Origin of the sequence: Paraburkholderia sp. DD10, assembly GCF_049177125.1 — a bacterium.
GTDB classification, from domain to species: domain Bacteria; phylum Pseudomonadota; class Gammaproteobacteria; order Burkholderiales; family Burkholderiaceae; genus Paraburkholderia; species Paraburkholderia terricola.
This window is the reverse complement of record NZ_CP185393.1, coordinates 2,053,260-2,078,825: the sequence shown is the minus strand read 5'-3', so window position 1 is coordinate 2,078,825 and position 25,566 is coordinate 2,053,260. Positions and strand designations below refer to the sequence as shown.

Sequence of the window (25,566 nt, the reverse complement as noted above, 5' to 3'; positions counted from 1 at the left end):
TCCTTCGACCACCACGGCGTTGTGGCCCCTTTGGCCATCTATCGTCTTCTCGTTCCACCAACATGTCCGCCAGCCTCGCCCGTCAGACCGCATCGCCGATGCGGTGTCCGCCATCCCGCCACGGGGTCTTCAGCGGGGGCGCGGCGCCTCGAGCGGCATGGGCGGGTTGAACGCATGTCGTCGCAACTTCCCAGCCTTTTTTCGCGCCTTGTCCCGGGTGGTTTTTCCATCCGTTTGCCGCAGTCGCGCAACGGACAGATCGCGCTCGCGCTCGCCGTCGTCTACCTCGTGTGGGGCTCGACGTATCTCGCCGTGCACGTCGCGCTCGGTTCGTTTCCGCCGCTGCTGCTGTCCGGTCTGCGCAACCTGTTTGCCGGCGTAGGGCTTTTCATCTTCGCGGCGCGCCGCAATCCCGTCTGGCCGAGCGCCGCCGAGATCGGCAATGCGGGACTCGTCGGCACGATGCTGGTGGGTTTGTCGAGCGGCATGCTGGCCTATGGGATGCGCACGGTCGGCACCGGCACTGCGGCGGTGATGGTCGCGACCGTGCCGCTGTTCGCGACGGTGATCGCGGCGGTGGCGGGGCGCAAGATCGGCCGGGGCGAGTGGTTCGCGGTCGGCCTCGGGCTGGTCGGCATCGCGATCCTGAGCCACGGCGACGAAACGCCGGGCTCGGCGGGCGGCAGTCTCGCGATTCTGTGCGGCGCGCTGTTCTGGGCCGGCGGCGCGCATCTGGCCGGGCGGCTGAAGCTGCCCTCGGACCTGTTCCTGTCTACCTCGCTGCAAATCGGCCTGGGCGGCGCGATGTCGACGCTGGTCGCGCTGGTTTCCGGCGAACGGATGCTCGAAGTGCACGTTCTGCCGCTGCTGGCGTTCATCTACCTGATGCTGATCGGCACGATGACCGCGTACGTCGCGTATGGTTTCCTGATCCGGCACACGAGCCCGATCATCGCCAGCAGTTGCATGTACGTGAATCCGGTGGTGGCGGTGGCGCTCGGCGCGCTGCTGCTCGGCGAGCCGGTCACGCGCTCGACGGTGATCGCGACCATCGTGATTCTGGCGAGCGTGGGCCTGTCTTTCTGGTTCGATTACCGGAAGAAGGCGCTCGCCTGAGCGTGTGCGAGGCACCGCCGCAGTGGCGCGGCGGCGCGAACACGACAGCACGACAGCACGACAGCACGACAGCACGACAGCACAAACCACGGCGGCGCACTCCCTTCAGCATCAAAGCGCCGCCGCTACTTCCGCGCCTTCGCGAATCGCGCGTTTGGCATCCAGTTCCGTCGCGACTTTCGCTCCGCCAATCACGTGATAGCGCGGACTCTGTGTCTCCACCGACCTCTCCGCCGCAACCACGCCCGCCGCCGCGGCCTGCGGCAGCAGATCGCGCAGCGATTCCTGCCCCGCGCACACCACGATCGTGTCCACATCCAGCCATGCCTCGACGCCCTCACGCGCGATCTTCAAACCGCGCGCGCCGATCTCCAGATACGACACGCCGCCGAGCGTCTTCACGCCGTTCCTGGCGAGCGTCGCGCGATGCACCCAGCCGGAAGTCTTGCCGAGCCCCATGCCGAGCTTGCCGGCCTTGCGCTGCAACAGCCAGATTTGCCGCGCCGGCTTGGGCGGCGCCGGCGCTTTCAGACCGCCGCGCTCGCGCACCGCGAGATCGACGCCCCATTCGTCGAGCCACGCGTCGCGCGGCATCGGCAACGGCTCGCCCGGACGATGTAGCAGGTACTCGCTGACATCGAAGCCGATGCCGCCCGCGCCGATCACCGCGACGCGTGCGCCGACCGGCGCGCCGCGCAGCACGTCGACGTAGGACAGCACGTTCGGCCCGTCGATGCCGGGAATCGCCGGCCGCCGCGGCACGATGCCGGTGGCGACGATCACGTCGTCGTAAGCGCCCGTGGCGAGCAGCGCGGGATCGACGCGCGTATCGAGCCGCACGTCGACGCGATGACGCTGCAACTGGCTCTGAAAATAGCGGATCGTCTCGCTGAATTCCTCCTTGCCCGGCACGCGCATCGCCAGATTGAACTGGCCGCCGATGGTTGGGCTCGCATCGAACAGCGTCACGCGATGCCCACGCGAGGCCGCCACCGTCGCCGCCGAGAGTCCCGCCGGACCCGCGCCGACCACCGCCACCGAGCGCACCGCCGGTCCTGAAACGGACCGGTAGACCAGCTCGGTCTCGCGTCCGGCACGCGGGTTCACGAGGCACGTCGCGCGCTCGTTCCTGAACGTGTGATCGAGGCAAGCCTGATTGCAGGCGATACAGGTGTTGATTTCGTGCGCGCGTCCCTCGGCGGTCTTCACGACGAACTCGGGATCGGCCAAGAGCGGCCTCGCCATCGAGACCAGGTCGCCGGCTCCCTGCGCGAGCAGTTCCTCGGCGACCTCGGGTGTATTGATGCGGTTCGACACGATCACCGGCACCTTCACGGCGGCCTTCAAGCGCGCGCTGAGCGCGGCGAAGGCCGCGCGCGGCACCGAGGTCACGATGGTCGGCACGCGCGCCTCATGCCAGCCGATGCCCGTATTGAACATCGTCACGCCGGCCGCTTCGAGCGCCTTTGCAACCTGCACGGTTTCGTCCCACGTGTTGCCGCCTTCGACCAGATCGATCAACGAAAGACGGTACACGACGATGAAGCGCTCGCCGCACACCGCGCGCACCTGTTCGACGATCTCGCGGGCGATGCGCATGCGGTTCTCGATGCTGCCGCCATAGCGATCGTCACGACGATTGGTGCGCGGGCAGAGGAACTGGTTGAGCAGATAACCTTCGCTGCCCATGATCTCGATGCCGTCGTAACCGGCGCGCTGCGCGAGACGGGCGCAGCGCGCATAGTCGCGCACGGTGCTCGCGATGCCGGCGAGACTCAGCGCGCGCGGCTTGAACCTCGAGATCGGCGATTTGATAGCGGACGCCGATACGACGAATGGCTGATAACCATAGCGGCCCGCATGCAGGATTTGCAGCGCGATCTTGCCGCCTTCGGCATGCACGGCCTCGGTCAACAGCCGATGATTGCGCAGATCGAACACGCTGTTCAACGTGCCGCCGAACGGCAGCAGCCAGCCTTGCCGATTCGGCGAGATGCCGCCCGTGACGATCAGCCCCACGCCGCCTTTCGCGCGCTCGCGGAAATAGGCGGCCAGCTTCGGGTAATGCCAGAAGCGGTCCTCCATGCCGGTGTGCATCGAGCCCATCACCACGCGGTTGCGCAAGCGGGTGAAGCCCAGGTCGAGCTCGGCGAGTAAGTGTTGGTAAGACATGCAGGGCGCCGTGTAAGTATTGGATGCGCACGAACAATACACCGCTCGCGCGGCCAACCTTCCGAGGAAACTTTCTAATCCTCGCAATGCGTTGCCCCGTAAGACATTCCCAAGCCGCCGTAAGCCATGGCGTCCCCTGCGGCACACGCATTGCTCGTTGCGAGCGTCCATCGACATGGACCGCGCCGTTCGAAAAACAGGCGCGATGTGAGACAGGGATAGGAGGGGCAGCTTCGTTTCGACAGAGCCGGCGAGAACCATTCCAACGATCAACGAGCACGGTTGCGCACGGCGTGACATTCGAGGTGGCACGCCCGCAAATCAATGGGTCCAGCGCCCAACATCGATATAGGTGAATACAAATGAAACTAATCCGAACCATGACGGCCCTGGTTGCCGTCGCAGCAGTTCTGAGCGCATGCGGAGGCGGCTCCGACGACGTCGGCAAGGAACTCGGACTGACCAATCCGCAGATCCATTTCATCCACGCGATTCCGAGCGGGCCGGCATTGGACTTCATCGTGAACGGCACGGCGCCCTCGGGACAGACCAACGTCGCCTATAAAGGCGTGACCAATTTCACCAACATCAACACGGGTTCGACCTCGGTCGCCTACGCGGCGACGGGCACGACCACCGCGCTCGCGAGCGGCACCTTCCCCAATGTCGCGAAGGGTCACGAATACACGGTGCTGGCTTTGCCGGGCTCGAGCGCGCCGGATATCGGCCTGATCGACGATCCTTTCGACAAGGGCCTGCTGTCCAATAGCGCGCGTTTGCGCGCGTTCAACGCGTCGGCGAACGCGACCAACCTCGACCTGTATCTGGTTCAGTCCACCAACACCAACATCGCCGGCATGTCGCCGACGATGGCGGGTGTGGCATTCAAGAACGCGGTGCCGCCGACCGGCCAGGATTCGATCTATGTGTCCGGCGGCACCTACGTGCTGATCGCGACGGTGGCCGGCAGCAAGACGCCGATCTTCCAGTCGACGTCGTTCACGCTGTCGAACAATGCCGACTGGCTGGTGACCTCGGTGCCGATCGCCGGCACGCTGAGTCAGCTCGTGCCGGGGCAGATCCATCTGCTGGTGGCGCAGAACGGCAACACGAGCACGCCGAGCGTCGAGTTGACGAACACGCTGACGGGGCAATGAGCGCGCCAAACCTGCGCATGGCCGCGGCCGATGTGAACTAACACACGCGGCGAACGCATGCGACAGGCGACAAGCGCCAGGGGAGGACGGGGCGGCGATCCACGCGAGTGGATCGCCGTTTTGTTTGCAAGGCCGCCAGCGAATGCAACGGCGTGCTGCGTACTGCGCGCTGCCATAAAAAAACCGCCGCGGTTTCCCGCGGCGGACTCTGGAGATCCTGCATGACCCGGCGCCGCTAGACGCCTGGCGCTCGATCCATTGCAAGCTGCTTATTTGGCTTTTTCGGCCGAATTCGTAATGGCGCTGCCGCCCTTCGAAATGTCCTCGCCGGCTCCCGAAATGGTGTTGCAACCGGCGAGTGCGGCCGTCCCTGCAATGAGAAGCAAAGCGATCAGTCGATTCATGAAAGTTCTCCTTGTCGAGAATGCATCGGTTGATGTTGTCGTCCGACGGTGGCGTGAGCCAGTCGGTCCGGTCTGATTGCATGTTAAAAAATGAGCGGGGACGGCGCTGTCGGTTGCGCTGCGATTTTGCTGTAGGCGTGCTCCGGTGTTTGCGTCGGCGCACTCCTACAGAAGTTCTCGCGTCTCCCGCAGCGCGTGGCTACACCGCGGTTTTCGACGGCGCCGCCGCGCTGGCGTTGGGCATCACCACGTGGATATCGGTGCCGTTCGGCACACCGCGCCGGATATCGAAGCGTCCGCCATGCGCGGCGACGCGCTGACGCATGCCGAGCAGCCCGTGGGTGTGCGTGCGTTTCAGATCGGCGGGCGTGATGCCGACGCCGTTGTCGGCAATGTGCAGCGCCACTTCACCGTCGCCGACCTGCAACGCGATCGACACCTTCGAGGCGCGCGCGTACTTGGCGGCGTTCGTGAGCGACTCCTGCGCGACCCGGAAGAGCGCGATCTCCGTCTGCTCGTCGAGCTGGATATCGTCGGCGGGCAGGTGCAGATCGAGCATCCAGTTGTTGCGCTGCGCGGCTTCGTCGGCGAGCGTGCGCAGCGCGGTGACGAGCCCGAAGTTCGCCAGCACCGTGGGTCGCATGTCTTCGATGATGCGGCGCTTGAGCGCGATGCCCTGGTCGAGATTGGCGAGCGCGCGCTTCAGCTTCTCGGAGACATCCGGCTCGCTGTTCTTCAGCTTGCGGTTGGCCCACGCCACGTCCATCTTGCTCGCGGTCAGAATCGCGCCGAGTTCGTCGTGCAACTCGCGCGCGAGCTGGGTCTTTTCGTTTTCGCTGACCGCCTGCAAGTGCCAGCCCAGCGCTTCGAGCTGACGGGTGCGTTCATTGACGAGCTGATCGAGTTCTTCCTGCTGCGTGATCAGTTGACGCTGCACGCGCGCCTGACGGTCGATCTGTATGCCGAGATTGCGAAACAGCAGGATGAACAGCACGATGTTCAGCGCCGACAGACCGGCCGCGCACAGCGTGGAAATGCGCTGATCGGCGCGGCTCGCGGCGAGCGCATGCTGCGCGCGACGCTCCTCGTTATCGCGCAGCAGCGTGAGCGTGCTGTCGATCAGCGAGGCGTCGACGGCGCCGGCCTCGCTCGTGCTGCCGCAAGCGTTGAGATCGAGGGGATGCGGCGCGGCCTGTTGCATCGCGGCAGCGCCCGCGCCGATGCGCGCCTCGATCAGCACCGCGACCTGCGCGAAGCTCGCCGACTCGGCGCTGTTCGCCTTGCCGCCGTGGTAGAAGCCGGTCAACTGCCGCCCGCTCTGGCGAATCCGTGCGGCGGTCGCGCAAAAATCCCGCGCGGGCGCGTCCTGCTTCGTCAGAAGAAACCGGTCTTGCTGCGCGCTCAGATGCGCCACCTGGCTCGCGAGCATGCTCAACTGCACGGTGACGTCGCGCGCCTCGAGCGCGGTTTCGTATTCGGCGGCGATGCGCTCGCGCGCCGTCTCGAGAATCACGAGGCCGCCCACGGTGATGACGATCGCGACCGTCATCGCGATCGCCCAACTGCGATTGCGCATCCAGGCGCTGAGCCGCGCCGCGGCGCCTGCGTGCTGCCCGTTCGACACGTTCCGCATATCTGACACGTCGGGTTCCTGGCTGGGAGCTTCAGTGTAACGTCGCGCGGCTCAAGGCTGGCGGCGTAACGCTGCCGTAATCGAATGTCAGCGGATTCTCACACGAAAACCGGAGCGCGTCGGAATGCGCGCGCCGTCGACGACCGATAGGATGAACGTGGTCGTTCAACCGTTTTGCAGGAGGAAGCCATCATGCTGAAATGGGCGTTGTTCTTCGCCGTCGTCGCGGTGATCGCCGGCCTTCTCGGATTTACCGGCGTGGCGGCAGGCGCCGCGGCAATTGCGAAAGTCCTGTTCGTGGTGTTCGTGATTCTGTGTGTGGTGTTCCTCGTGCTGGGCTTCGTGGTGACGAAAAAAATCATCGATTAGCGACGCTCGACGCACGCTTTGCACGCCGCGTCTTTTGAAATTGAAGCGCGGTTCGTTCGATACGAATACCAACAGGAAGGAGAGTTGCCATGCTTCACTATGCCATCGTCTTTTTCGTCATCGCGCTGATTGCCGCCGTATTCGGCTTCACGGGCATCGCGGCGGGCGCGGCCGAAATCGCGAAGATCCTGTTCTACATTTTCCTCGTCGTGTTCGTCGTCACGCTGCTGCTCGGCGTATTCCGAACGTAGACGAAATGCACTTGCTCGAAGGACGCATCGGGTGCGCTTCGTGCCCCGCTTCGTGCCCACTTAATGCCCGATTGGTACCCGATGCGTCATCCCCACCGTACCGGATAAAGGAGAGACTCAATGGCGAACTCACCTGGCGCCCAAGGCGCGGCATCCCAATCGCGCGATCCATTCGTGATGGACGTCCGGAAAATCCGCGAGGACGCGCGCAAGCACATGTCTGACGGACCAGTCACGCAAAGCTATGGCGCGGACCGCGAGACGGTGCTCAAGCTGCTCAACGACGCACTGGCGACCGAGATCGTCTGCACGCTGCGTTACAAGCGGCATTACTTCATGGCGAAGGGCATCAACTCCGAGGCCGTGGCCGCGGAATTCGCGCAGCATGCGAAAGAAGAGCAGGAACACGCCGACCGCATCGCCGAGCGCATCGTGCAACTGGGCGGCGAGCCGGATTTCGCGCCGGACGGTTTGCGAACGCGCGCGCATTCGGAATACAAGGAAGGCGGGAATCTGACGGATATGATCCGCGAGAATCTGGTCGCCGAGCGTATCGCGATCGACACGTATCGCGAGATCGTTCGCTATCTCGGCGAGAAGGACGTGACCACGCGGCGTCTCTTCGAGGAAATCCTCGCCGTTGAAGAAGAGCATGCCGACGACATGGCGGACCTGCTTCAGGGTCGCGAGTAGCGAATAACGAATACTCGACGAAGAACCGACGAATAACCAACGAATAACCGGTGTGCGAAAGCCCCCGAGGGCGGCCGACGCATGCCGGAGATCATTACAATGTCTGCTTCGGAGCGTTCTCCCTGGCACGGACACCAAAACGATGATTCGAGTGCTGATAGCTGACGACCATGCGATCGTCCGAGGCGGTTTCAGGCAGTTCGTCGCGGACGAGCCGGACATGTGCGTCGCGGCGGAAGCCGCCACCGGCGACGAGACCATCAGTCTCGTGCGCGAGCAGGCGTTCGACGTGGTGCTGCTCGACATCGCGATGCCGGACAAGAACGGCATCGACACCTTGCGCGTGATCAAGCAGATTCGTCCCGAGCAGGGCGTGCTGATTCTGTCGGGTTATCCCGAGAGTCAATACGCGATCAACCTGCTGCGCGCCGGTGCGAACGGTTATCTGAACAAGGACTGCGAGCCCGAGGAAATCGTGCGGGCGATTCGCGCGGTGGCGCGCGGGCATCGCTATCTGTCCGAGGCGGTGGCCGACACGCTCGCCGACAACCTCGACAAGCCGGCCGCGGGCAGGCCTCACGAAGCGTTATCCGAGCGCGAATTCCAGATCTTCTGCAAGCTCGCGGCGGGCCGGATTCCGACCGAGATCGCGGAGGAACTGCATTTGTCGGTCAAGACGGTGAGCACGTACCGCGCTCGCGTGCTGGAGAAAATGCGGTTGGCGAACAATGCCGATCTGACGTATTACGCGATCAAGAACGGCTTGATCGAATAGTGGACGATCGAGATACTCCGATGAACAGCGAATCGAACCTCGTTGACGACCCGGCCCGCCGCGCGCCGTTGCGGGTGTTGCTGATCGAGGATTCGCCGCTGATCCGCAGGAGCCTGGTGGAAGCGATCGACGCGTCCGGCTTGCTGCGCGTGGCCGCCTACGCCGATTCCGCCGACGAGGCTATCGCGCTGCTGAACGGCGAGGCGTTCGATGCGGTGATCGTCGACTTGCAGTTGAAGCGGGGTTCGGGCGTACCCGTGCTGGCGTACCTGCAGCGCGAAGGGCTGATCGATTCCGTGTTTGCCGCGGTGCTGACCAATCATGCGTTACCGGCTTATCGGGAACGATGTAAGCAGTACGGGGTGCGGCATTTCTATGACAAGTCGTTCGAATTCGATCGGGTGATCGATGCGCTGCATGAGTATGCGTCCGCGCGGCAGCGGTAGCGGTCGGGGAGACTACCGCGCGGCCGAGCAGCCGCATCCGCACGGCAAATAGCAACCTCAAGCGGCAACGTCCGCCGCCGGCACCCCGCTCAAGGCATTCCGAATCGCATCCGCCAACTCCCCGGCGGCAAACTTCGCCACATACCCGTTGGCCCCCGCATTCCTCACGTGCGCCTCGTTCGCGGCTCCGGTCAGCGACGAATGAATGATCACCGGAATATCGCGGGTGCGCTCATCGGCCTTGATCTGCCGGGTCAGCATGAACCCGTCCATCTCCGGCATCTCCAGGTCCGTCAGCACGAGGGCGATACTATCCTTGACCCGCGTCCCGTTAGCCTCGGCTTCGCGCGCGACTTCCTGCAACGTGTGCCAGGCCTCTTCACCGGTCTTGGCCATCACGAAGTCGGCGCCGATCGCCGTCAACGCCTGCTCGATCAGCTTGCGGGCGAAACCGGAGTCGTCGGCGGCAAGAATTTTCGCGCCGCGCCGAATGCCCAGCGCTTCGCCGACGGACGTCGGGTCCACGCTCGGATGCTGCGACGGAAACACGTCGCGCAACACCTGCTCCACGTCGATCACCTGAGCGAGCCGCGAGTCGCCCGTGTTGCCGTCGATGCGGGCGATGCTCGTGACGAGATTGCCGCCGGCCGCGCCCTCGGCGGACAGCACCTGATTCCATTCGAGCCGCACGATGTCGTCCACTTCCTCGACCGCGAACGCCTGCGTCGAACGCGCGAATTCGGTCACGAGCAGGATGTTCAGCCCGCGCGTGGGCTCGCAGCCCATCAGCCGCGGCAGGTCGATCACGGGAATGATCTGCCCGCGAATGTCCACCGCGCCCATCACGAACGGCGATGAACCGGCGATCGGCGTGACCGGCGGCATGGTCGAGATTTCACGCACCTTGAACACGTTGATGCCGTAAAGCTCGTGTGCGTCGCTGCCGGGCACCGAGCCCAGCCGGTACAGCAACAACTCGAACTTGTTGGAACTGGTCAGGTTGCTGCGTTCGTCGTTCGCGCGGTGATCTACTGCCATCGAATCTCTCCAGGATTGCGTGCGTGTGGTGCGCCATGCATACGTTGCGTGTGGCCCTGGCGCGCGCCTTACATCCCTGTTATCGGCGCGATGTCCGGAAAGTTCAGCGATTCGTGCTTGTTTACTCGAATTCCCATGGTTAACACGCATGCCTTTGATTGGTGACCAAAGCGGCAGCGTCGCTGCGACCGCTTGCGGTCATTCATCTGAGCGTTACCTGCCGTTACAGAAGCGACAGCGTCGTTTCACATGGTGCGCCGGGCGGCTCCTAGAATTCACAGCGATAAAAGCGTGGCGCCGCCAGCGGCTCGCAAGCCGCCTGCGTAAGTTGAGCGCAGCCCACGGCATCCGGGGCGCGCACGCATCGCTGTTGTTTCGCTTCACTCCAAGGAGAAAATATGATCCGCTTGCCTCTCGCAACCCTCACCAGTGCCTGCGTCGCCAGTCTGCTCGTCGTCGCCACCGCGGCCAATGCTCAAACCGCGCCGGCCCCCGCTCCGACCACCGCCGCCCCGGCCACAGCGGCGGCGGACGCCACCCGTCTGCATGCCGCCGATCAGACCTTCATCGCGGACGGCACCAAGGCCGTCGCGACCCAACGCGACGCGGCACGCATCGCCACCGCGCGTTCCTCCGACCGCGACGTCAAGGCATTCGCCGAACGCATCTCGGCCGACAACGCGAAGATTTCGGACGCGTTGCGCGCGGCCAGCCCGCGTGGCGTCGACGTGCCGAAGAACGATCCCGACACGGCGGTGCTCGCGAGCATCAACAATCTGCGCGGCGCCGAATTCGACAAGGCCTATATCGAGCAGGTCGCGCTCGCCGGCCAACAGAAGGCGTTGTCGGCGTTCCAGGCGGAAATCGCTGCGGGCCGCGACGAGCAATTGAAGGCCGTCGCGAAGAAGTCGTTGCCGATCATCCAGGAGCACTACGCGCTGGCTCAGGCACTCGCCAAGCGGAAGCATCTGTCCGTCGCGGCGCAGTAAAGCAACACGCGGCACCCCACGCGGCATCGGCATGTGCACCGTCGAGCCGCGATAAAAATCCACGGTCACGCCTCGTCTTTGCAACACCTCAACGCCAGAATCCTTGTCAGCCTGCCGGCGCGATTGCGCCGGCGCGCGTAGACTGAATGCCCGTTAATCGACGGGCCAGGCCAAGGAGTTCATCAATGGAATACAGACATCTGGGTGCGTCCGGCTTCAAGGTGCCGGTGCTGAGTTTCGGCACCGGCACGTTCGGCGGCAAGGGCGAATTTTTCGAGGCGTGGGGCGCCACCGACGTCGCCGAAGCGCGGCGTCTGATCGACATCTGTTTCGACGCGGGCGTCACCCTGTTCGACACCGCGGACATCTATTCGAACGGCGCCTCCGAGTCGGTACTCGGTGAGGCGCTCAAGGGCAAGCGCGACAAGGCGCTCATTTCGACCAAGGCGACCTTTCGTTTCGACGACGCGCCGAACAGCGTCGGCTCGTCGCGCTTTCATCTGATTCAGGCGGTGGATTCGGCGCTCAAGCGCTTGCAAACCGATTACATCGATCTGTTCCAGTTGCACGGCTTCGATGCGAAAACGCCGATCGCCGAAGTGATGTCCACGCTCGACGATCTCGTGCGCGCCGGCAAGATCCGCTATACCGGCGTGTCGAATTTTTCCGGCTGGCATCTGATGAAATCGCAGGACATCGCGGACCGCTACGGTTATCCGCGCTATGTCGCGAATCAGGCGTATTACTCGCTGGTGGGCCGCGATTACGAATGGGAGTTGATGCCGCTCGGCATCGATCAGGGCGTGGGCGCGGTGGTGTGGAGTCCGCTCGGCTGGGGGCGTCTGACCGGCAAGATCAAACGCGGCCAGCCGCTGCCGGATACGAGCCGCTTGCATAAAACCGCCGACATGGGACCGCCGGTGCCGGACGAGTATCTGTTCCGCGTGCTCGATGCGGTCGACGAAGTCGCCGCCGAAACCGGCAAGACGGTGCCGCAGATCGCGCTGAACTGGCTGTTGCAGCGGCCTACGGTGTCGACGGTGCTGATCGGCGCACGTAACGAGGAACAGTTGCGGCAGAACCTCGGCGCGGTGGGCTGGAATCTGACGCCCGAACAGATGGCGAAGCTCGACGCGGCCAGCGCCGTGCGTCCCGCTTATCCTTACTGGCATCAGGAAGGATTCGCGGAGCGTAATCCGAAGGCGGTGTAAGCGGCGCGCGCTCCGGCTCCGCGTCTCCTTTCGCGAGTTCGGCCGCAGCGGCGCACAGTCCGCTGCGGTGACGGCGGACTGCATCGGGATACGAACGCCGGCAACCGGTTTTCAGGCCACGCCGCCGTTCGCACGCAAGACCTGTCCATTGACCCAGCCCGCGTCGGGACCGGCGAGGAACGACACGACCGAGGCGATATCGTCGGGCTGGCCGAGGCGTTGCAGCGGCGGCATGTTGACGAAGGTCTGGATCTGTTCGTCGGTCTTGCCGTCGAGGAACAGCGCCGTGGCGACCGGGCCAGGCGCCACCGCGTTCACGGTGATCTTGCGGCCGCGCAATTCCTTGGCGAATACATGCGTGAAGGCTTCGACGGCGGCCTTGGTTGCGTTGTAGATCGCATAGCCCGGCATGTTCAGCCCGAGCGTGGTACTGGAGAAGTTGACGACGCGTCCGCCGTCGTTCATCCGCGCAGCGGCTTCGCGCAAGGTATTGAAGGTGCCGCGCACGTTGATGTCGAAGTTATGGTCGTACAGCGCGTCGCTGGTGTCGGCGAGCGGCATGGGCTTGAGCACGCCCGCGTTGTTGACCAGCACGTCGATCTTGCCGAGTTGTTGTTCGGTGACCTCGAACATGCGGCGCACGTCGTCCGCATTCGACACGTCGGCCTGGATCGCGATCGCCCTGGTTCCCGCCGCCGTGAGTTCGGCGACGAGCGCGTCGGCTTCGTTTGAACTCGACGCGTAGTTGACGGCGACCGCGAAGCCGTCCTTGGCGAGACGTCGTGCGACCGCCGCGCCGATACCGCGGGATGCGCCGGTCACGATGGCGATTTGTGCGTTTTTGAGCATGTTCATGATCCGTTTCCTCGATCGAAATGAGTAGGTGAAACGAATCATGGACGCTTTCGTCGCTGAGATAATCGGGCTAGACTGCGCATCATCATTCCATTTGCTTTAACAGTAGGCGGGTTAGCCCGCGCCAAGGGCCGTCGAACATGGATCGTTTCGAGGAAATGCGGGTGTTCGTGCGGATCGCCGAGCGGCAAAGCTTCACGCGCGCTTCGGACGATCTGCAAATTCCGCGCGCCACCGTCACCAATCTGATGAAGCGCATGGAGCGGCGGCTCGGCGCGCGGCTGCTCGAACGCACCACGCGCACGGTGCGGCTCACGCACGACGGCGAGGCGTACTACCGCCGCTGCGTGCGGCTGATCGCCGATATGGAGGAAGCGGAGGGCTCGTTTTCGAACGCCGCGCCGAAAGGACTGTTGCGGGTGAACCTGCAAGGCACGCTGGCGCGGAACTTCGTGGTGCCGGCGCTGCCGGCGTTTCTCGCGCGCTTTCCGGGCGTCGAACTGACGATCGGCGAGGACGATCGCCTGGTCGACCTCGTGCGGGAGGGCATCGATTGCGTGCTGCGGGCGGGCCATTTGCAGGATTCGTCGATGGTCGGGCGGCGCGTCGCGCAACTGCCGCAAGTGACGGTGGCGAGTCCCGCGTATCTGGATGCGTATGGCGAGCCGGCCGATCCGTCGGCGCTCGCTGCGCATAGGGCGGTCAATTACGTATCGAGCGCGACCGGCAAGCCGGTGCCGCTCGAATTCAGCATCGACGGCCGGCAGGCAGCGATGGTCCTGCCGTCGGCGGTATCGGTGACGGGCGCCGATCTCTATACCGGTTCCGCGGTGGCGGGGCTCGGCATCGTGCAGGTGCCGCGGTATCGCGTGGAGGGGGAACTGGCCGCCGGGCGGCTGAAGATCATCCTCGCGGACTTTCCGCCGCCGTCGATGCCGGTTTCGGTGCTGTATCCGCAGAACCGCCAGTTGTCGTCGCGCGTGAGGGTGTTTGCGCAATGGTTGCGCGACATCTTCGAGGCGGCTGGCGCGGCGACGCGGGCTTCACTGTGAACGGACGCGTTCAACCGCGCGCGCCGTGGTCCGAAGACGTTGATCAGGTTGCCTTCGGGATCGCGCAGCATGGTCGAACTGCGCGCTTCGTTGAGCGGCTGATTCGCCCACAGAAACTCGACGCCGTGTTGCGTCAGCGTGGCGGTGGCCGCGGCCAGGTCGTCGGTTTTGAACACCACGGCCTTGTAGCCCAGCACGTCCAGATGATTCGGCGGCGGCGTGCGATCGACCCGTTGCGGATCGGCATGCGGACGCGACACCAGTTCGATGCGCACCCCCGCCGCCTCGATCATCGCGTAGTCCGCGCCGACCGCATCGAAATGCCCGCGTTCGGTCACGACGAAGCCGAATACTTTTTCATACCACGCGATCGCGTTGTTCAGATCGCCGGTGGCGAGCGCCACGTTGTTGATGCGCAGTCCGCTGACGGGCGGGGTGGTCACGGTATGTGTCGACACGAGATTGACTCCTTCACGCTGGCCATGATGGCCGAAGTATCGAGGTGCGCGCGATCATGCGGCGCGCTCGCCGTCATGCCGCTTCGGGTTGCGCACGCAGCACTCATGCGGATTTTTCGAAATCCCGTCGTCATGGCATTTTGGCGAGACGTCAGGGGCTGATCGCCATGGTGGACTCGCGTCGCCCCTTTGCCGTACTATTTTCCCGTCGAAACCGTTCGAAGGAATGGAACATGTTGTCGGAAGACGAACTGGCTTTGCTCGACGCGATTCGCGAGACCGGCAGTCTGTCGCGCGCGGCGGCGCGTCTCGGCAAGGCGCCGTCCACGGTCTCGCACGCCGCGCGGCAACTGGAAAGGCGCTTCGACGCGCTGCTCTTCGACCGCCGCCGCTACCGCCTGCAACTCACGCCGGCAGGCCAACTGCTCGCCGACGAAGCCGCCCGCTTGATGCTCGACATGGCGCGCATGACGCAGCGCGTGCGTCAGATCGCGAGCGGCTGGGAAGACCGCCTCTGGGTGGTCACGGACGAGATTCTCGAATTCGAATTGCTGATGCCCGTGGTGCGCGCCTTCGACGCGCTCGGCTCGGGTGTCAAGCTGCGCTTCACGCACGAAGTATTGAGCGGCACGTGGGAAGCGTTGCGCGACGGCCGCGCCGATCTGATCGTCGGCGCGACCAATGAACCGCCGGCGATCCCCGGCTTGCGCTGGTTCGAGCTCGGCGTGATGGAGTGGGTGTTCGCGGTCGCGCCGCGGCATCCGCTGGCGAGCGTCGCGGGACCGCTCGCACGCGAACGGATACTGGAGCATCGCGCGGTGGTGGTCGCCGATTCGTCGCGCGCGACGGCGGGGCGCGCATACGGCGTGATCGGTGGACAGGCGTCGCTCGCCGTGCCGAGCATGCGCGCCAAGATTCTGGCGCAGCGGGACGGGTTGGGCGTCGGGTGGCTGCCGCGTCAGCGGGTGGCTTCGTTGCTGAAGAAGGGCGAGCTGGTGGAGAAGGCGACCGCCGATCCGCGCGAGCCGAACGTGTTGTACGTCGCGTGGCGCGGCGATCATGAAGGGCGCGCGTTGCAATGGTGGCTCGAACAGTTGCGGCAACCGCGCCTTGCGAAGCGCCTCGTGCGTGGCGTCGATCTCACGATCGCCGGCTGACGCGCGAACGATGTTTCATGCGGGCCGCGCGGTCTCTCGTGGGATCATGCGAATCGTGCTGGGCAATCCTGCTTTTTGCACGGGTTTTTGCACGGTAAGCAACAACAGGAGTAGGGCGATGATCGAGGGACTGGTGGGCGGACGGCTGTACGGCGAGGCGCAGATTCGCACGGGGCAGAACGGCAGGCGGTTTGTCACCTGCAAGGTGCGGGCCGCCACCCATGACGGCGACACGATTTTCGTCAACGTGATCGCGTTCGACGACGACGTGCAAACGGCGCTGCTCGCGTTGGGCGATGCGGACAGCGTCGCGCTCAGCGGGACTTTGACGCCCAAGGTGTGGACCGACAAGAACGGTCTCGTGAAACCGGCCGTGGACATGGTCGCGCACAAGATGCTGACGGCTTACGAGGGCCGCCGCGAAGCTGACGATTGAAGTGACCCTCGCGGCCTCCATGCCGCGCTGAACGCGAAGAAATTGTTATTTTCGTGGTTAACCCCACGTCATACTCCCTCGACATAATGTCATCCTCAAGCGCGAAAAAGCCGCCCGGCATCGAGGCGGACGAAGAGGATCGGAACAATGTCGGGGGAAGTCATCATGAATCGCTATCGTTCGCTGGGCGTCGTCACCGGGGCGGCGCAGCTTGCCAGCGCCGACGTCCTGAGCAGAATGGCCGCCATCTGCCGCCGCGGCGCGCGGCCCATCGATCTCGTCCTCGAACAGCGGTCCTGGCCGGGACCGGCTTCGCAGAGCACGGCGAACGCGCAGTTCAAGATTCACGTATTCGACACGATGCGCGCGTTCGAAAAGCGCGGCGTCGATGCGATCGTCCTGCCGTGCTTTCTCAGCCATGTCTTTATCGACGAGCTCTCCGCGAACGTGGCCGTGCCCATCGCCAACCTCATGAGCGCGCTGTCGGCGCATGTGCGGCAAGCTTATCCGTTGGTGCGCCGCATCGGCGTGCTGACGTCGGACGCGATTCGCGATAACGGTCTCTTCGAACGCTATTTCGACGCCGGGCGCTACGAGGTGCTGCATCCGCGCAACGAAGCGGGCGTCGATTGCGTGACGAATGCGGTGTACGGCGAGAACGGCATCAAAAGCGGACATCTTCATGGCCGGCCCGTGGAGTTGCTGCGCGCGGCATGCGCGGATCTCGTCGCGCAAGGCGCGGAAATCATTTTGCCGGGGCTCGCCGAAATCGCCCTGGTCGCGCGCGCGCTCGGCACGCTGGACATACCGCTCGTCGATGCGAACCTGGTGTATGCGCGCTACGTCACGGCGGGGCAATACTCGCCGCCCAGGCGGCGCTTCAAGCTGGGCGTGCTGGGCGGCGTGGGGCCGGCCGCCACCGTCGACTTCATGGGGAAGCTGGTGCGCAACACGCCCGCCGCATGCGACCAGGATCACATCAAGGTCATGGTCGAGCACGACCCGCAGATTCCCGACCGTACCGAGGCGCTGCTCGGCGGCGGCGACGATCCGACGCTCGCGCTCTACGCCGCATGCAAAACGCTCGAAGAGGGCGGCGCGGATCTGATCGCGATTCCGTGCAATACGGCGCATGCGTTCGTCGAACGGATTCAGCCTTCGCTCGGCGTTCCGATCGTCAATATGCTGACCTGTACCGCGGATTATCTGCGCGAGTCGTTTCCCGGCTTGCGCGAAGTCGGCGTGCTGGCGACCTCGGGCACGCTCGCGAGCCGCGTCTACGAGAAAGCGCTCGAGGCGCGCGGCTTCGTGCAGATCGCGCCGGCCGCAGCCGCCCAGGCGCGGCTGATGAGCGCCATCTATGGCGCGAACGGTGCGAAGGCGGGCCATCTCACGGGCGAATGTCGCGACGACGTCGACGCGGCGGTCGATGATCTGGTCGCCCGAGGCGTGCAGGTGATCGTGCTGGGGTGTACCGAATTGCCGCTGCTGCTGCGCGGCTCGACGCTGGCGGGCCCGGGTGGACGGATGGTGCGGCTCGTCGATCCGACCGAAGTGCTCGCGCGACGCTGCGTGGCTGATGCGCTGGCGGCGAGCGGGTCCAGGCTAAGCGCGGCGCCGCTTGCGGCCGGTGATCATGGCGGCGATGAGGTTCTCACGAGTCCACACGCTCATTGCGACAGCCGCGACGATGTGAACGACAACGCAGCCCTGCAATGCCACCGATAACCAATAGTGGACGGTTTGGGGCCATTCTTCTCCCCAGAATGCATCGAGACGCATGACGAACCCGCTCAGCGCGAGCGCGGCAATCAAGAACCACAGCGCGGCTGCCATCAAAGCGCCAAGCGGATTGTGCGACGCGTGGTGTAGCGCCTGTCCCGCGGCCAGCGAACGCAGATAAGCGACGAGTTGTGCGCGTGTGGGCCACCAGCTCGAGAACCGTGCGGGCCGTGTGCCGATCACACCCCACACGAGACGTGATGCGACGAGCCCGGCCGCACAGTACCCCAGCACCCGATGTATCTGATCGGTCGGGCCGAACAGATTCCACAGGACGATGCCCGCTACCGTCCAATGCGTGAGACGAACCCAGATGTCCCAGGTCTCGACTCGCGCGCCGTGCGATGAGTGCATGGTTCGCAAGCGCTGCCGCTTACTCGATTTCCGATTTCACGACGGCCAGCGTCTTGGTGTCGTAATAGATCTCGACCTTCTTGCCGTCCTTATTGTGGCCGTAGATCTCGTAGCAGTTGCCGTCGACCTTGAACTTCTTGATCTTGTAGCCCTGCGCTTCCAGTTGAGCGCGCGCGTCCGACTCCTTGATCCATTCGCTCTTCGGATGCGCCGTGCAGTCGGCCTTCGCGAAAGCCGCATTCGACGCGGCTACGGCCGCCAGCAACACCATAAGCTTGAACATGAATATCCGTCTCCTGATTGAAAATGACCGATGACGCCGGGAAATCGATTCCTGAGCTTGCCGGGCGGCAAAAGCATGAACGGCAATCGCGGGGACCGTTCACGGCGACCGCCAGTATAACGGCGCCCGCCGCGACGGAAAGGGTTTTGAAAGCAGGTGCGAGCGAAAGTCGCACCCTGCGGAACGCGGCATCACGAGCGTGCGGCGTCGTGGAAAACTGTATGAATATACAGTATAGTATCCCGTCGTAACCAGGCCTTCGGCGTGTGTTCCCGCCGGCCCGGCTGCATCGAACTTGCGCGGTCGCGAGGCGTCCGTGAGAGGTGGCCCACTCATTCAGACGGTCGAAAAAATTGTCATCCAACGGCACTATCAAGATCCGCGGCGCACGCCAGCACAACCTCAAGAACGTCGATCTCGACGTAAGAACCGGCGAAATGACCGTCGTCACCGGCCCGTCCGGTTCCGGCAAGTCGAGCCTCGTGTTCGATACGCTGTATGCGGAAGGGCAGCGGCGCTATGTCGAGACCTTCAGCGCCTACGCGCGCCAGTTTCTCGACCGCATGGACCGGCCGCAAGTCGACCGGGTCGACGGCGTGCCGCCCGCCATCGCGATCGACCAGACCAACCCGGTGCGCAGTTCGCGCTCCACCGTCGGCACCATGACGGAACTCAACGACCACTTGAAGCTGCTTTATGCGCGCGCGGCCGAACTGTTCGATCGCAAGACGGCGCGCCAGGTGCGTCACGACACGCCGGAAACGATTTACGCCGAGTTGCTGGAGCGCACCGCGCAGCATGATCCTCGGCTGGTGGTCACGTTCCCGGTCGAGTTGCCGGAGTCGGCGTCCGAGCAGGAAGTGGAGCAGTGGCTCTCGGCCAGCGGCTATACGCGCGTGCAGGCGCAACGCGAAGTCGATTCGCCCACCGGCAAGCGCAAGTTGCTCGACGTGGTGGCCGACCGCTTCCGGCTGCGCGCGGTCGACAAGCAACGGGTGGTCGAGGCAATCGAGGCGTCGCTCAAGCGCGGTGTCGGGCGCGTCAACATTTACGTGTTGCCCGCCGCGCCCGATGCATCCACTGCGCCCAATGCGCCTGAAACGACCCCGGCCGAGCCGGAAATCTGGCGTTTCTCCACCGGTTTGCACAGCCCCGAAAGCGACCTGCGTTATGCCGACCCGCAGCCGGCGCTGTTCTCGTTCAACTCGGCATACGGCGCGTGCGAAGCCTGCCGTGGCTTCGGCCGCGTGATCGGCGTCGACCTGGGCCTCGTGATTCCCGACGCGCGCAAGACGCTGCGCGAAGGCGCGATCAAGCCGATGCAAACGCCGGCCTGGAAGGAATGCCAGGACGATCTGATGCGCTATGCGGCCAAAGCCGACATCCGCCGCGGCACGCCGTGGGGCGAACTGACGGATGCCGAGCGCGACTGGGTCATCAACGGCTCGCCGGAGTGGAACGGCAAGTGGCAAAGCCACTGGTACGGCGTCAAGCGCTTCTTCGAGTATCTGGAATCGAAGGCGTACAAGATGCATATCCGCGTGCTGCTGTCCAAGTACCGCAGCTATACGCCGTGCGAAACCTGCGGCGGCGCGCGCCTGAAAACGGAATCGCTGCTGTGGCGCCTCGGCAGCAAGGCGAACGCGGACCAGGTGCTTCCGGCCGCGCAGCGCTTCATGCCGCGCGGCGTCGACTGGTCGCGCGCGCAACTCGAGGCCTTGCCGGGCCTCACCGTACACGATCTGATGCTGATGCCGATCGAACGCATCCGGCGTTTCTTCGACGAAATCAGCCTGCCGAGCGCCTTGCTCGACGACGCGCTCAAACTGCTGCTCGCCGAGGTGCGCACGCGCCTCAAATATTTGTGCGACGTCGGCCTCGGTTATCTCACGCTCGACCGGCAAAGCCGCACGCTCTCGGGCGGCGAGGTGCAGCGCATCAACCTGACCACGGCGTTGGGCACCTCGCTCACCAAGACGCTGTTCGTGCTCGACGAGCCGAGCATCGGCCTGCATCCGCGCGATCTGAACCGGATCGTCGAAGCCATGCACCGCTTGCGCGATGCGGGTAATACGCTGGTGGTGGTCGAGCACGATCCCTCGGTAATGCTCGCGGCGGACCGTCTGATCGACATGGGGCCGGGGCCGGGCGAGCGCGGCGGCTCGATCATTTACGACGGCGCGCCCGAGGCGATCCGCTCGTCCGGCACGCTGACCGGCGAGTACCTCGGCGGCCGCCGCCATGTGGCGGATGCGGCGCACTGGTCACAGCGTCCGGTGAATGACGACACGCCGCGCATCGTGCTGGAAGGCGCGACCGAGCACAATCTGCGCGACGTCACGGTCGAGATTCCGTTGCAGCGGCTCGTCTGCGTGACGGGCGTGTCGGGCTCCGGCAAATCCACCTTGCTGCAAGACGTTTTATATCCGGCCATGGCGCGGCACTTCGGCATCGCCACCGAATCGCCCGGCGCATTCAGAAGCCTGAGCGGTGCCGACCAGGTCACGGACGTGGTGTTCGTCGACCAGTCGCCGATCGGCAAGACCGCGCGCTCGAACCCGGCCAGCTACGTCGGCGCATTCGACGAAATCCGCAAGCTGTTCGCCAGGGCGCCGCTCGCCCAACAACGCGGCTACGGTCCCGGCATGTTCAGCTTCAACTCCGGCGACGGGCGCTGCCCGACCTGCGGCGGCTCGGGTTTCGAGCACATTGAAATGCAGTTCCTGAGCGACGTGTACCTGCGCTGCCCCGATTGCGACGGGCGTCGTTACCGCGCGGAACTGCTGGAGGTGAAGATCGAGCGCGGCCAACCGGCGCGCGCGTTGAGCATCGCGGACGTGCTCGAATTGACCGTGAGCGAAGCCACCGCCTACTTCGCGAACGACGCGGAGGTATTGCGCGTGTTGCAGCCGATCGTCGACGTGGGCCTCGAATACGTGAAGCTCGGCCAGCCGGTGCCCACGCTGTCCGGCGGCGAGGCGCAGCGGCTCAAGCTCGCGGGCTTCCTCGCCGAATCGGCCCAGGCGCGCAGCGCGCGCGCTGCGAAACAGGCCGTTGCGAAACGCCTCTTCATGTTCGACGAGCCCACCACGGGCCTGCATTTCGACGACATCGCCAAGCTGATGCAGGCGTTCGGCAAACTGCTCGCGAGCGGTCATTCGCTCATCGTGATCGAACACAACCTCGACGTGATCCGCGCGGCCGACTGGCTGATCGACCTCGGCCCGGAAGGCGGCGACGGCGGCGGTCGCGTGCTGTGCGCGGGCACGCCGGAAGACGTCAAGCAATGCGCGGAATCGCATACCGGCGAGGCGCTGCTGCAATACGACCGTGCGATGAACGCGGCGGCCGAACCGGCGTCGCAAGGCATTCCGCTGCAAAAGGCGCTGAGCGCGGCGCGGGCGCGCCGGGCGATCGAGGGCGAGGACGTGGTGCGCATCGTCAATGCGCGCGAACACAATCTGAAATCGCTGGACGTCGATATTCCGCACGGCAAGTTCAACGTGATTACCGGCGTCTCCGGTTCGGGCAAGTCCACGCTGGCGTTCGACATCCTGTTTCACGAGGGGCAGCGCCGTTACCTCGAATCGCTGAACGCCTACGCGCGTTCCATCGTGCAGCCGGCCGGGCGGCCTGAAGTCGACGCCGTGTACGGCATTCCGCCCACGGTCGCGATCGAGCAGCGCCTGTCGCGCGGCGGTCGCAAGAGTACGGTGGCGACCACCTCGGAAGTGTGGCACTTCCTGCGTCTGCTGTATGTGAAGCTCGGCTTGCAGCATTGCATTCACGACGGCACGCCGGTCACGTCGCAAAGCGTCGAATCGATTGCCGCGCAGTTGCTGCGCGATCACAAGGGGCAGCACGTCGGCTTTCTCGCGCCGCTCGTCGTGAACCGCAAGGGCGTCTATACGGATCTCGCGAAGTGGGCGAAATCGCGCGGCAACACGCATCTGCGCGTGGATGGCGAGTTCGTGCCGGTGGACCCGTGGCCGAAGCTCGACCGCTTCCGCGAACACACGATCGAACTGCCGGTGACCGACCTCGTCGTGTCGCCGGACAATGAAACCGGATTGCGCGAGGCGCTCGACCAGACGCTGGAAATCGGCAAGGGCGTGATGCACCTGCTGGCGCCGCTCGACGGTTTGCACGACGCGATCAACGGCGGTCATCCCACGGCGAAAGTGGGCGACGTGAAGGTGCTGTCCACCAAGCGCGCGTGCCCGACATGCGGCACGAGCTATCCGGAACTCGATCCGCGCATGTTCTCGTACAACAGCAAGCATGGCTGGTGCACCACTTGCGTCGGCACGGGTCTCGCGCTCACGCGCGAACAACGCGCCGCCTACGACGATACGATCGTCGTCGTCGACGACAATCGCGGGCGTGAGCAGAGCTTGCCGTCGGAAGAGCAGGAACCGGAAGGTCTCGTCGACGAACCCTGCGCGGATTGCGCCGGCACGCGTCTGAACCCCACCGCGCGCGCGGTGACGTTCAACGCGCAGTCCATTGTCGACGTCGCGCAATGGACCGTGTCGGATACGCGCGCGTGGATCGACTCGCTGGAGATGAGCGGGCGCGACGCGGAAATCGCGCGTGACGTGGTGAGCGAAATCGGCAGCCGTCTGCAATTTCTGGAAGAAGTCGGGCTCGGCTATCTGAGTCTCGATCGTGCCGCGCCGAGTCTGTCGGGCGGCGAAGCGCAGCGTATCCGCCTCGCCGCGCAACTGGGCAGCAATCTGCAAGGCGTGTGCTACGTGCTGGACGAACCCACCATCGGTCTGCATCCACGCGACAACCAGATTCTGCTGAGCGCCTTGCGCAAACTGGGCGAAAAGGGCAATACGCTGGTGGTCGTCGAGCATGACGAAGACACGATCCGGCGTGCCGATCACATCATCGATATCGGGCCGGGCGCGGGCAAGCGCGGCGGCACGCTGATCGCGCAGGGCAGCGTGGCCGATCTGTCGGCGCAGCCTGATTCGCTAACCGGGCAGTTTCTCGCGCGGCCGATCGTGCATCCGTTGCAGCCGCGCCGCGCGGTGGTCGCGCCGGCCAGGCGCGCGGCCGCGGTGCCGGAAAACTGGCTGACGGTGCATGGCGCGAGGCTGCATAACTTGCGCAACGTCACGGTCGGCATTCCGCTGTCGCGCCTCGTCGCGGTGACCGGCGTGAGCGGCTCGGGCAAATCGACATTGGCGCGCGACGTGTTGATGGCGAATCTGCTGGATGCGGTCGGGCGCTCGGTGCTGTCGTCGCCGGCCACGCGGCGCGCGCGCGCGGCGGCCGAGCAACAGCCGGCCGCGAACCGGCGTTCGAGCGTGCTGGCGCGCACGGCGCCGCGCGCTCCGCTGAACGTCACGCATGCGTGGCAGGGCTGCGATTCGATCACCGGTTGGGAAAGCATCGACCGCGTGCTCGAAGTCGATCAAACGCCGATCGGCAAGACGCCGCGCTCGTGTCCGGCCACGTATATCGGCGTGTGGGACGCGATCCGCAAGCTGTTCGCGGGCACGCTCGAAGCGCGTGCGCGCGGCTACACGGCCTCGCGGTTTTCGTTCAACACCGGCGAAGGCCGTTGCCCGGCTTGCGAGGGGCAGGGCGTGCGCACCATCGGCATGAGCTTTCTGCCGGACGTGAAAGTGCCCTGCGATGTGTGCCACGGGCAACGCTTCAATCCCGAGACGCTTGCGGTCACCTGGCGCGGCAAGAATATCGGCGACGTGCTGACCATGGAAATCGACGAGGCCGTCGAATTCTTCGCGCCGATCTCGAACATCGCGCATCCATTGCAATTGATGAAAGACGTCGGGCTCGGCTATCTCACGCTCGGCCAGCCGTCGCCTACGTTGTCGGGCGGCGAGGCGCAGCGGATCAAACTCGTCACCGAGTTGAGCAAGGTGCGCGACGACATCACGCGGCGCGGGCAGAAGCCGCCGCATACGCTGTACGTGCTGGACGAACCCACCGTCGGCTTGCATATGGCCGACGTCGCCAAGCTGATCCGCGTGCTGCATCGTCTCGCGGATGGCGGCCATAGCGTCGTCGTCATCGAGCACGATCTCGACGTGATCGCCGAGGCCGACTGGATCATCGATCTCGGTCCTGAAGGCGGCGTGGGTGGCGGCGCCATCGTTGCGGCAACCGATCCTGAAGGACTCGTGCGTGTGCGCGAGAGCCACACGGGTGCCGCGCTGAAGCCGGTGCTCGAACGCACGGAAGCGGCACGCGTCGTCGCGCCGGTTGAAGCAGGCGAGGGCACCAACGGGTAGCGCGAGCCGTCCTCTCGCGGGCATTCATGCATGAATCCACGCACGGCCTGCATCGCGAGAAGCGATGTGGGCCGTGCGCGTTTTTATCGCGCTATTAATGTTTAGTGCGCGGCGCGCGTTGTTTAGTCGCCGCGATTCGCGACATAGTGGGATTCGCCGGGAGCGCCTCGACAATTAGAGGCATCTATCTAATGAGGCCGGTGTACCAATCAGGTCTTCATTCATCAAAAAAAGTTTGACGGCCGTTTTTGGTTTGATATTGTCCCCTTCCATCAAGCGCCTTCATCACGAATAGCGCCTGGCCGGCGAGACATCCGCACGCATTGCGCTGCTATTTGTCTTCAGGCTTTCCATGCCGATTTTGAAGTCATGCGACCGCATTTAGCGGCCGCGGTTTTCGCTCGCGCTGGATTTCTCGCCGTCGCACGATTAAGCGGCGGCGAGCGCCGCCCTTTGACCTCCGTTTTTGAGCTTCATACGCCACGGCACATGAAAACTTATTTGCTTATATCAAACAAATTTTGACGAAGCGATTCTGTCTTGCTATGTTTCCGCCACCCGATAACAAGGAACAAGCCGCCGCGACAACGCGGACGACAGGGCGTTTCCCGAGGAGCTGGTGAGACAGTCGCCGAAGATGTCGACTGTCCTGGCTCGCACCTCAGG

The 25,566-nt window shown here is 64.6% G+C and carries 20 protein-coding genes and 2 pseudogenes; 14 read left to right on the top strand and 8 right to left on the bottom strand.

Translation table 11 applies throughout. The features are described 5' to 3' along the window. Positions 1–174: 174 nt before the first annotated feature. Positions 175–1,116, top strand: a complete 942-nt coding sequence (locus ACOCG7_RS24545) for an EamA family transporter (RefSeq protein WP_244744879.1) — start codon at positions 175–177, stop codon at positions 1,114–1,116. 111 nt (positions 1,117–1,227) lie between these two features. Here the strand turns inward: ACOCG7_RS24545 and ACOCG7_RS24540 are convergent, their stop codons facing one another. Then, a complete protein-coding gene (locus tag ACOCG7_RS24540) occupies positions 1,228–3,288 on the bottom strand; it encodes an NADPH-dependent 2,4-dienoyl-CoA reductase (RefSeq protein WP_244744880.1) in 2,061 nt (686 codons plus the stop codon). A gap of 362 nt (positions 3,289–3,650) precedes the next feature. On the opposite strand from ACOCG7_RS24540, the gene ACOCG7_RS24535 reads away from it, so the two are divergent. Continuing rightward, positions 3,651–4,445 carry a DUF4397 domain-containing protein gene (locus tag ACOCG7_RS24535; protein WP_083084078.1) on the top strand — a complete coding sequence of 265 codons (795 nt, stop codon included), beginning with the start codon at positions 3,651–3,653 and terminating at the stop codon, positions 4,443–4,445. Between the two features lie 269 nt (positions 4,446–4,714). Here the strand turns inward: ACOCG7_RS24535 and ACOCG7_RS24530 are convergent, their stop codons facing one another. After that, a complete protein-coding gene (locus tag ACOCG7_RS24530; RefSeq protein ID WP_073430504.1) occupies positions 4,715–4,849 on the bottom strand; it encodes an entericidin A/B family lipoprotein in 135 nt (44 codons plus the stop codon). Positions 4,850–5,048: 199 nt separating this feature from the next. Then, a complete protein-coding gene (locus tag ACOCG7_RS24525) occupies positions 5,049–6,482 on the bottom strand; it encodes a sensor histidine kinase (RefSeq protein WP_244744991.1) in 1,434 nt (477 codons plus the stop codon). A gap of 192 nt (positions 6,483–6,674) precedes the next feature. Here ACOCG7_RS24525 and ACOCG7_RS24520 point away from each other — a divergent pair, with 192 nt between their 5' ends. From ACOCG7_RS24520 to ACOCG7_RS24500, 5 genes are all read left to right on the top strand, one after another. Next, positions 6,675–6,851 (top strand): DUF1328 domain-containing protein, encoded by a 177-nt coding sequence (locus ACOCG7_RS24520; protein WP_073430502.1) that lies wholly within the window; start codon positions 6,675–6,677, stop codon positions 6,849–6,851. Between the two features lie 89 nt (positions 6,852–6,940). After that, entirely contained in the window at positions 6,941–7,102 is a 162-nt protein-coding gene (locus ACOCG7_RS24515) for a DUF1328 domain-containing protein (protein WP_073430501.1), read from the top strand. A 120-nt stretch (positions 7,103–7,222) separates the two neighbouring features. Beyond that, a complete protein-coding gene (locus tag ACOCG7_RS24510; RefSeq protein WP_073430500.1) occupies positions 7,223–7,795 on the top strand; it encodes a ferritin-like domain-containing protein in 573 nt (190 codons plus the stop codon). Between the two features lie 142 nt (positions 7,796–7,937). Next, entirely contained in the window at positions 7,938–8,570 is a 633-nt protein-coding gene (locus ACOCG7_RS24505; protein WP_083084075.1) for a response regulator, read from the top strand. Between the two features lie 20 nt (positions 8,571–8,590). After that, positions 8,591–9,016, top strand: coding sequence for a response regulator (locus tag ACOCG7_RS24500; RefSeq protein WP_083084073.1), 426 nt, complete (start codon positions 8,591–8,593; stop codon positions 9,014–9,016). 57 nt (positions 9,017–9,073) lie between these two features. On the opposite strand, the gene ACOCG7_RS24495 is transcribed toward ACOCG7_RS24500, so the two are convergent. Then, on the bottom strand, positions 9,074–10,054 hold the full coding sequence (locus tag ACOCG7_RS24495) for a chemotaxis protein CheV (protein WP_421377714.1): 981 nt from the start codon (positions 10,052–10,054) through the stop codon (positions 9,074–9,076). A gap of 398 nt (positions 10,055–10,452) precedes the next feature. On the opposite strand from ACOCG7_RS24495, the gene ACOCG7_RS24490 reads away from it, so the two are divergent. Continuing rightward, on the top strand, positions 10,453–11,043 hold the full coding sequence (locus tag ACOCG7_RS24490) for a DUF4142 domain-containing protein (protein ID WP_244744881.1): 591 nt from the start codon (positions 10,453–10,455) through the stop codon (positions 11,041–11,043). Positions 11,044–11,228: 185 nt separating this feature from the next. Next, positions 11,229–12,254, top strand: a complete 1,026-nt coding sequence (locus tag ACOCG7_RS24485; protein ID WP_154874139.1) for an aldo/keto reductase — start codon at positions 11,229–11,231, stop codon at positions 12,252–12,254. 111 nt (positions 12,255–12,365) lie between these two features. On the opposite strand, the gene ACOCG7_RS24480 is transcribed toward ACOCG7_RS24485, so the two are convergent. Next, positions 12,366–13,109 (bottom strand): SDR family oxidoreductase, encoded by a 744-nt coding sequence (locus tag ACOCG7_RS24480; protein ID WP_244744882.1) that lies wholly within the window; start codon positions 13,107–13,109, stop codon positions 12,366–12,368. A 140-nt stretch (positions 13,110–13,249) separates the two neighbouring features. Between ACOCG7_RS24480 and ACOCG7_RS24475 the strand changes: the two genes are divergently transcribed. Next, complete coding sequence (locus tag ACOCG7_RS24475; RefSeq protein ID WP_244744883.1) at positions 13,250–14,161, top strand: LysR family transcriptional regulator; 912 nt, start codon at positions 13,250–13,252, stop codon at positions 14,159–14,161. Positions 14,162–14,253: 92 nt separating this feature from the next. On the opposite strand, the pseudogene ACOCG7_RS24470 reads toward ACOCG7_RS24475, so the two are convergent. Continuing rightward, a pseudogene (locus ACOCG7_RS24470) lies at positions 14,254–14,565 on the bottom strand (VOC family protein); the annotation flags it as partial. 287 nt (positions 14,566–14,852) lie between these two features. On the opposite strand from ACOCG7_RS24470, the gene ACOCG7_RS24465 reads away from it, so the two are divergent. From ACOCG7_RS24465 to ACOCG7_RS24455, 3 genes are all read left to right on the top strand, one after another. Further along, the gene (locus ACOCG7_RS24465; protein ID WP_244744884.1) at positions 14,853–15,776 is read left to right on the top strand and encodes a LysR family transcriptional regulator; all 924 of its coding nucleotides are present in this window, start codon (positions 14,853–14,855) and stop codon (positions 15,774–15,776) included. 118 nt (positions 15,777–15,894) lie between these two features. Further along, on the top strand, positions 15,895–16,212 hold the full coding sequence (locus ACOCG7_RS24460) for a single-stranded DNA-binding protein (protein WP_073430490.1): 318 nt from the start codon (positions 15,895–15,897) through the stop codon (positions 16,210–16,212). Between the two features lie 165 nt (positions 16,213–16,377). Then, positions 16,378–17,940, top strand: a complete 1,563-nt coding sequence (locus ACOCG7_RS24455) for an amino acid racemase (RefSeq protein WP_083084359.1) — start codon at positions 16,378–16,380, stop codon at positions 17,938–17,940. On the opposite strand, the pseudogene ACOCG7_RS24450 reads toward ACOCG7_RS24455, so the two are convergent. Together ACOCG7_RS24450 and ACOCG7_RS24445 are read right to left on the bottom strand one after the other, a co-directional pair. After that, positions 17,827–18,348: pseudogene (locus ACOCG7_RS24450) on the bottom strand (cytochrome b/b6 domain-containing protein); the annotation flags it as partial. The gene ACOCG7_RS24455 and the pseudogene ACOCG7_RS24450 sit on opposite strands and share 114 nt — an antisense overlap. 19 nt (positions 18,349–18,367) lie before the next feature. After that, the gene (locus ACOCG7_RS24445) at positions 18,368–18,631 is read right to left on the bottom strand and encodes a PepSY domain-containing protein (protein WP_083084065.1); all 264 of its coding nucleotides are present in this window, start codon (positions 18,629–18,631) and stop codon (positions 18,368–18,370) included. Between the two features lie 353 nt (positions 18,632–18,984). Between ACOCG7_RS24445 and uvrA the strand changes: the two genes are divergently transcribed. Next, positions 18,985–24,900 (top strand): excinuclease ABC subunit UvrA, encoded by a 5,916-nt coding sequence (gene uvrA / locus ACOCG7_RS24440; protein ID WP_421377709.1) that lies wholly within the window; start codon positions 18,985–18,987, stop codon positions 24,898–24,900. Positions 24,901–25,566 lie beyond the last annotated feature (666 nt).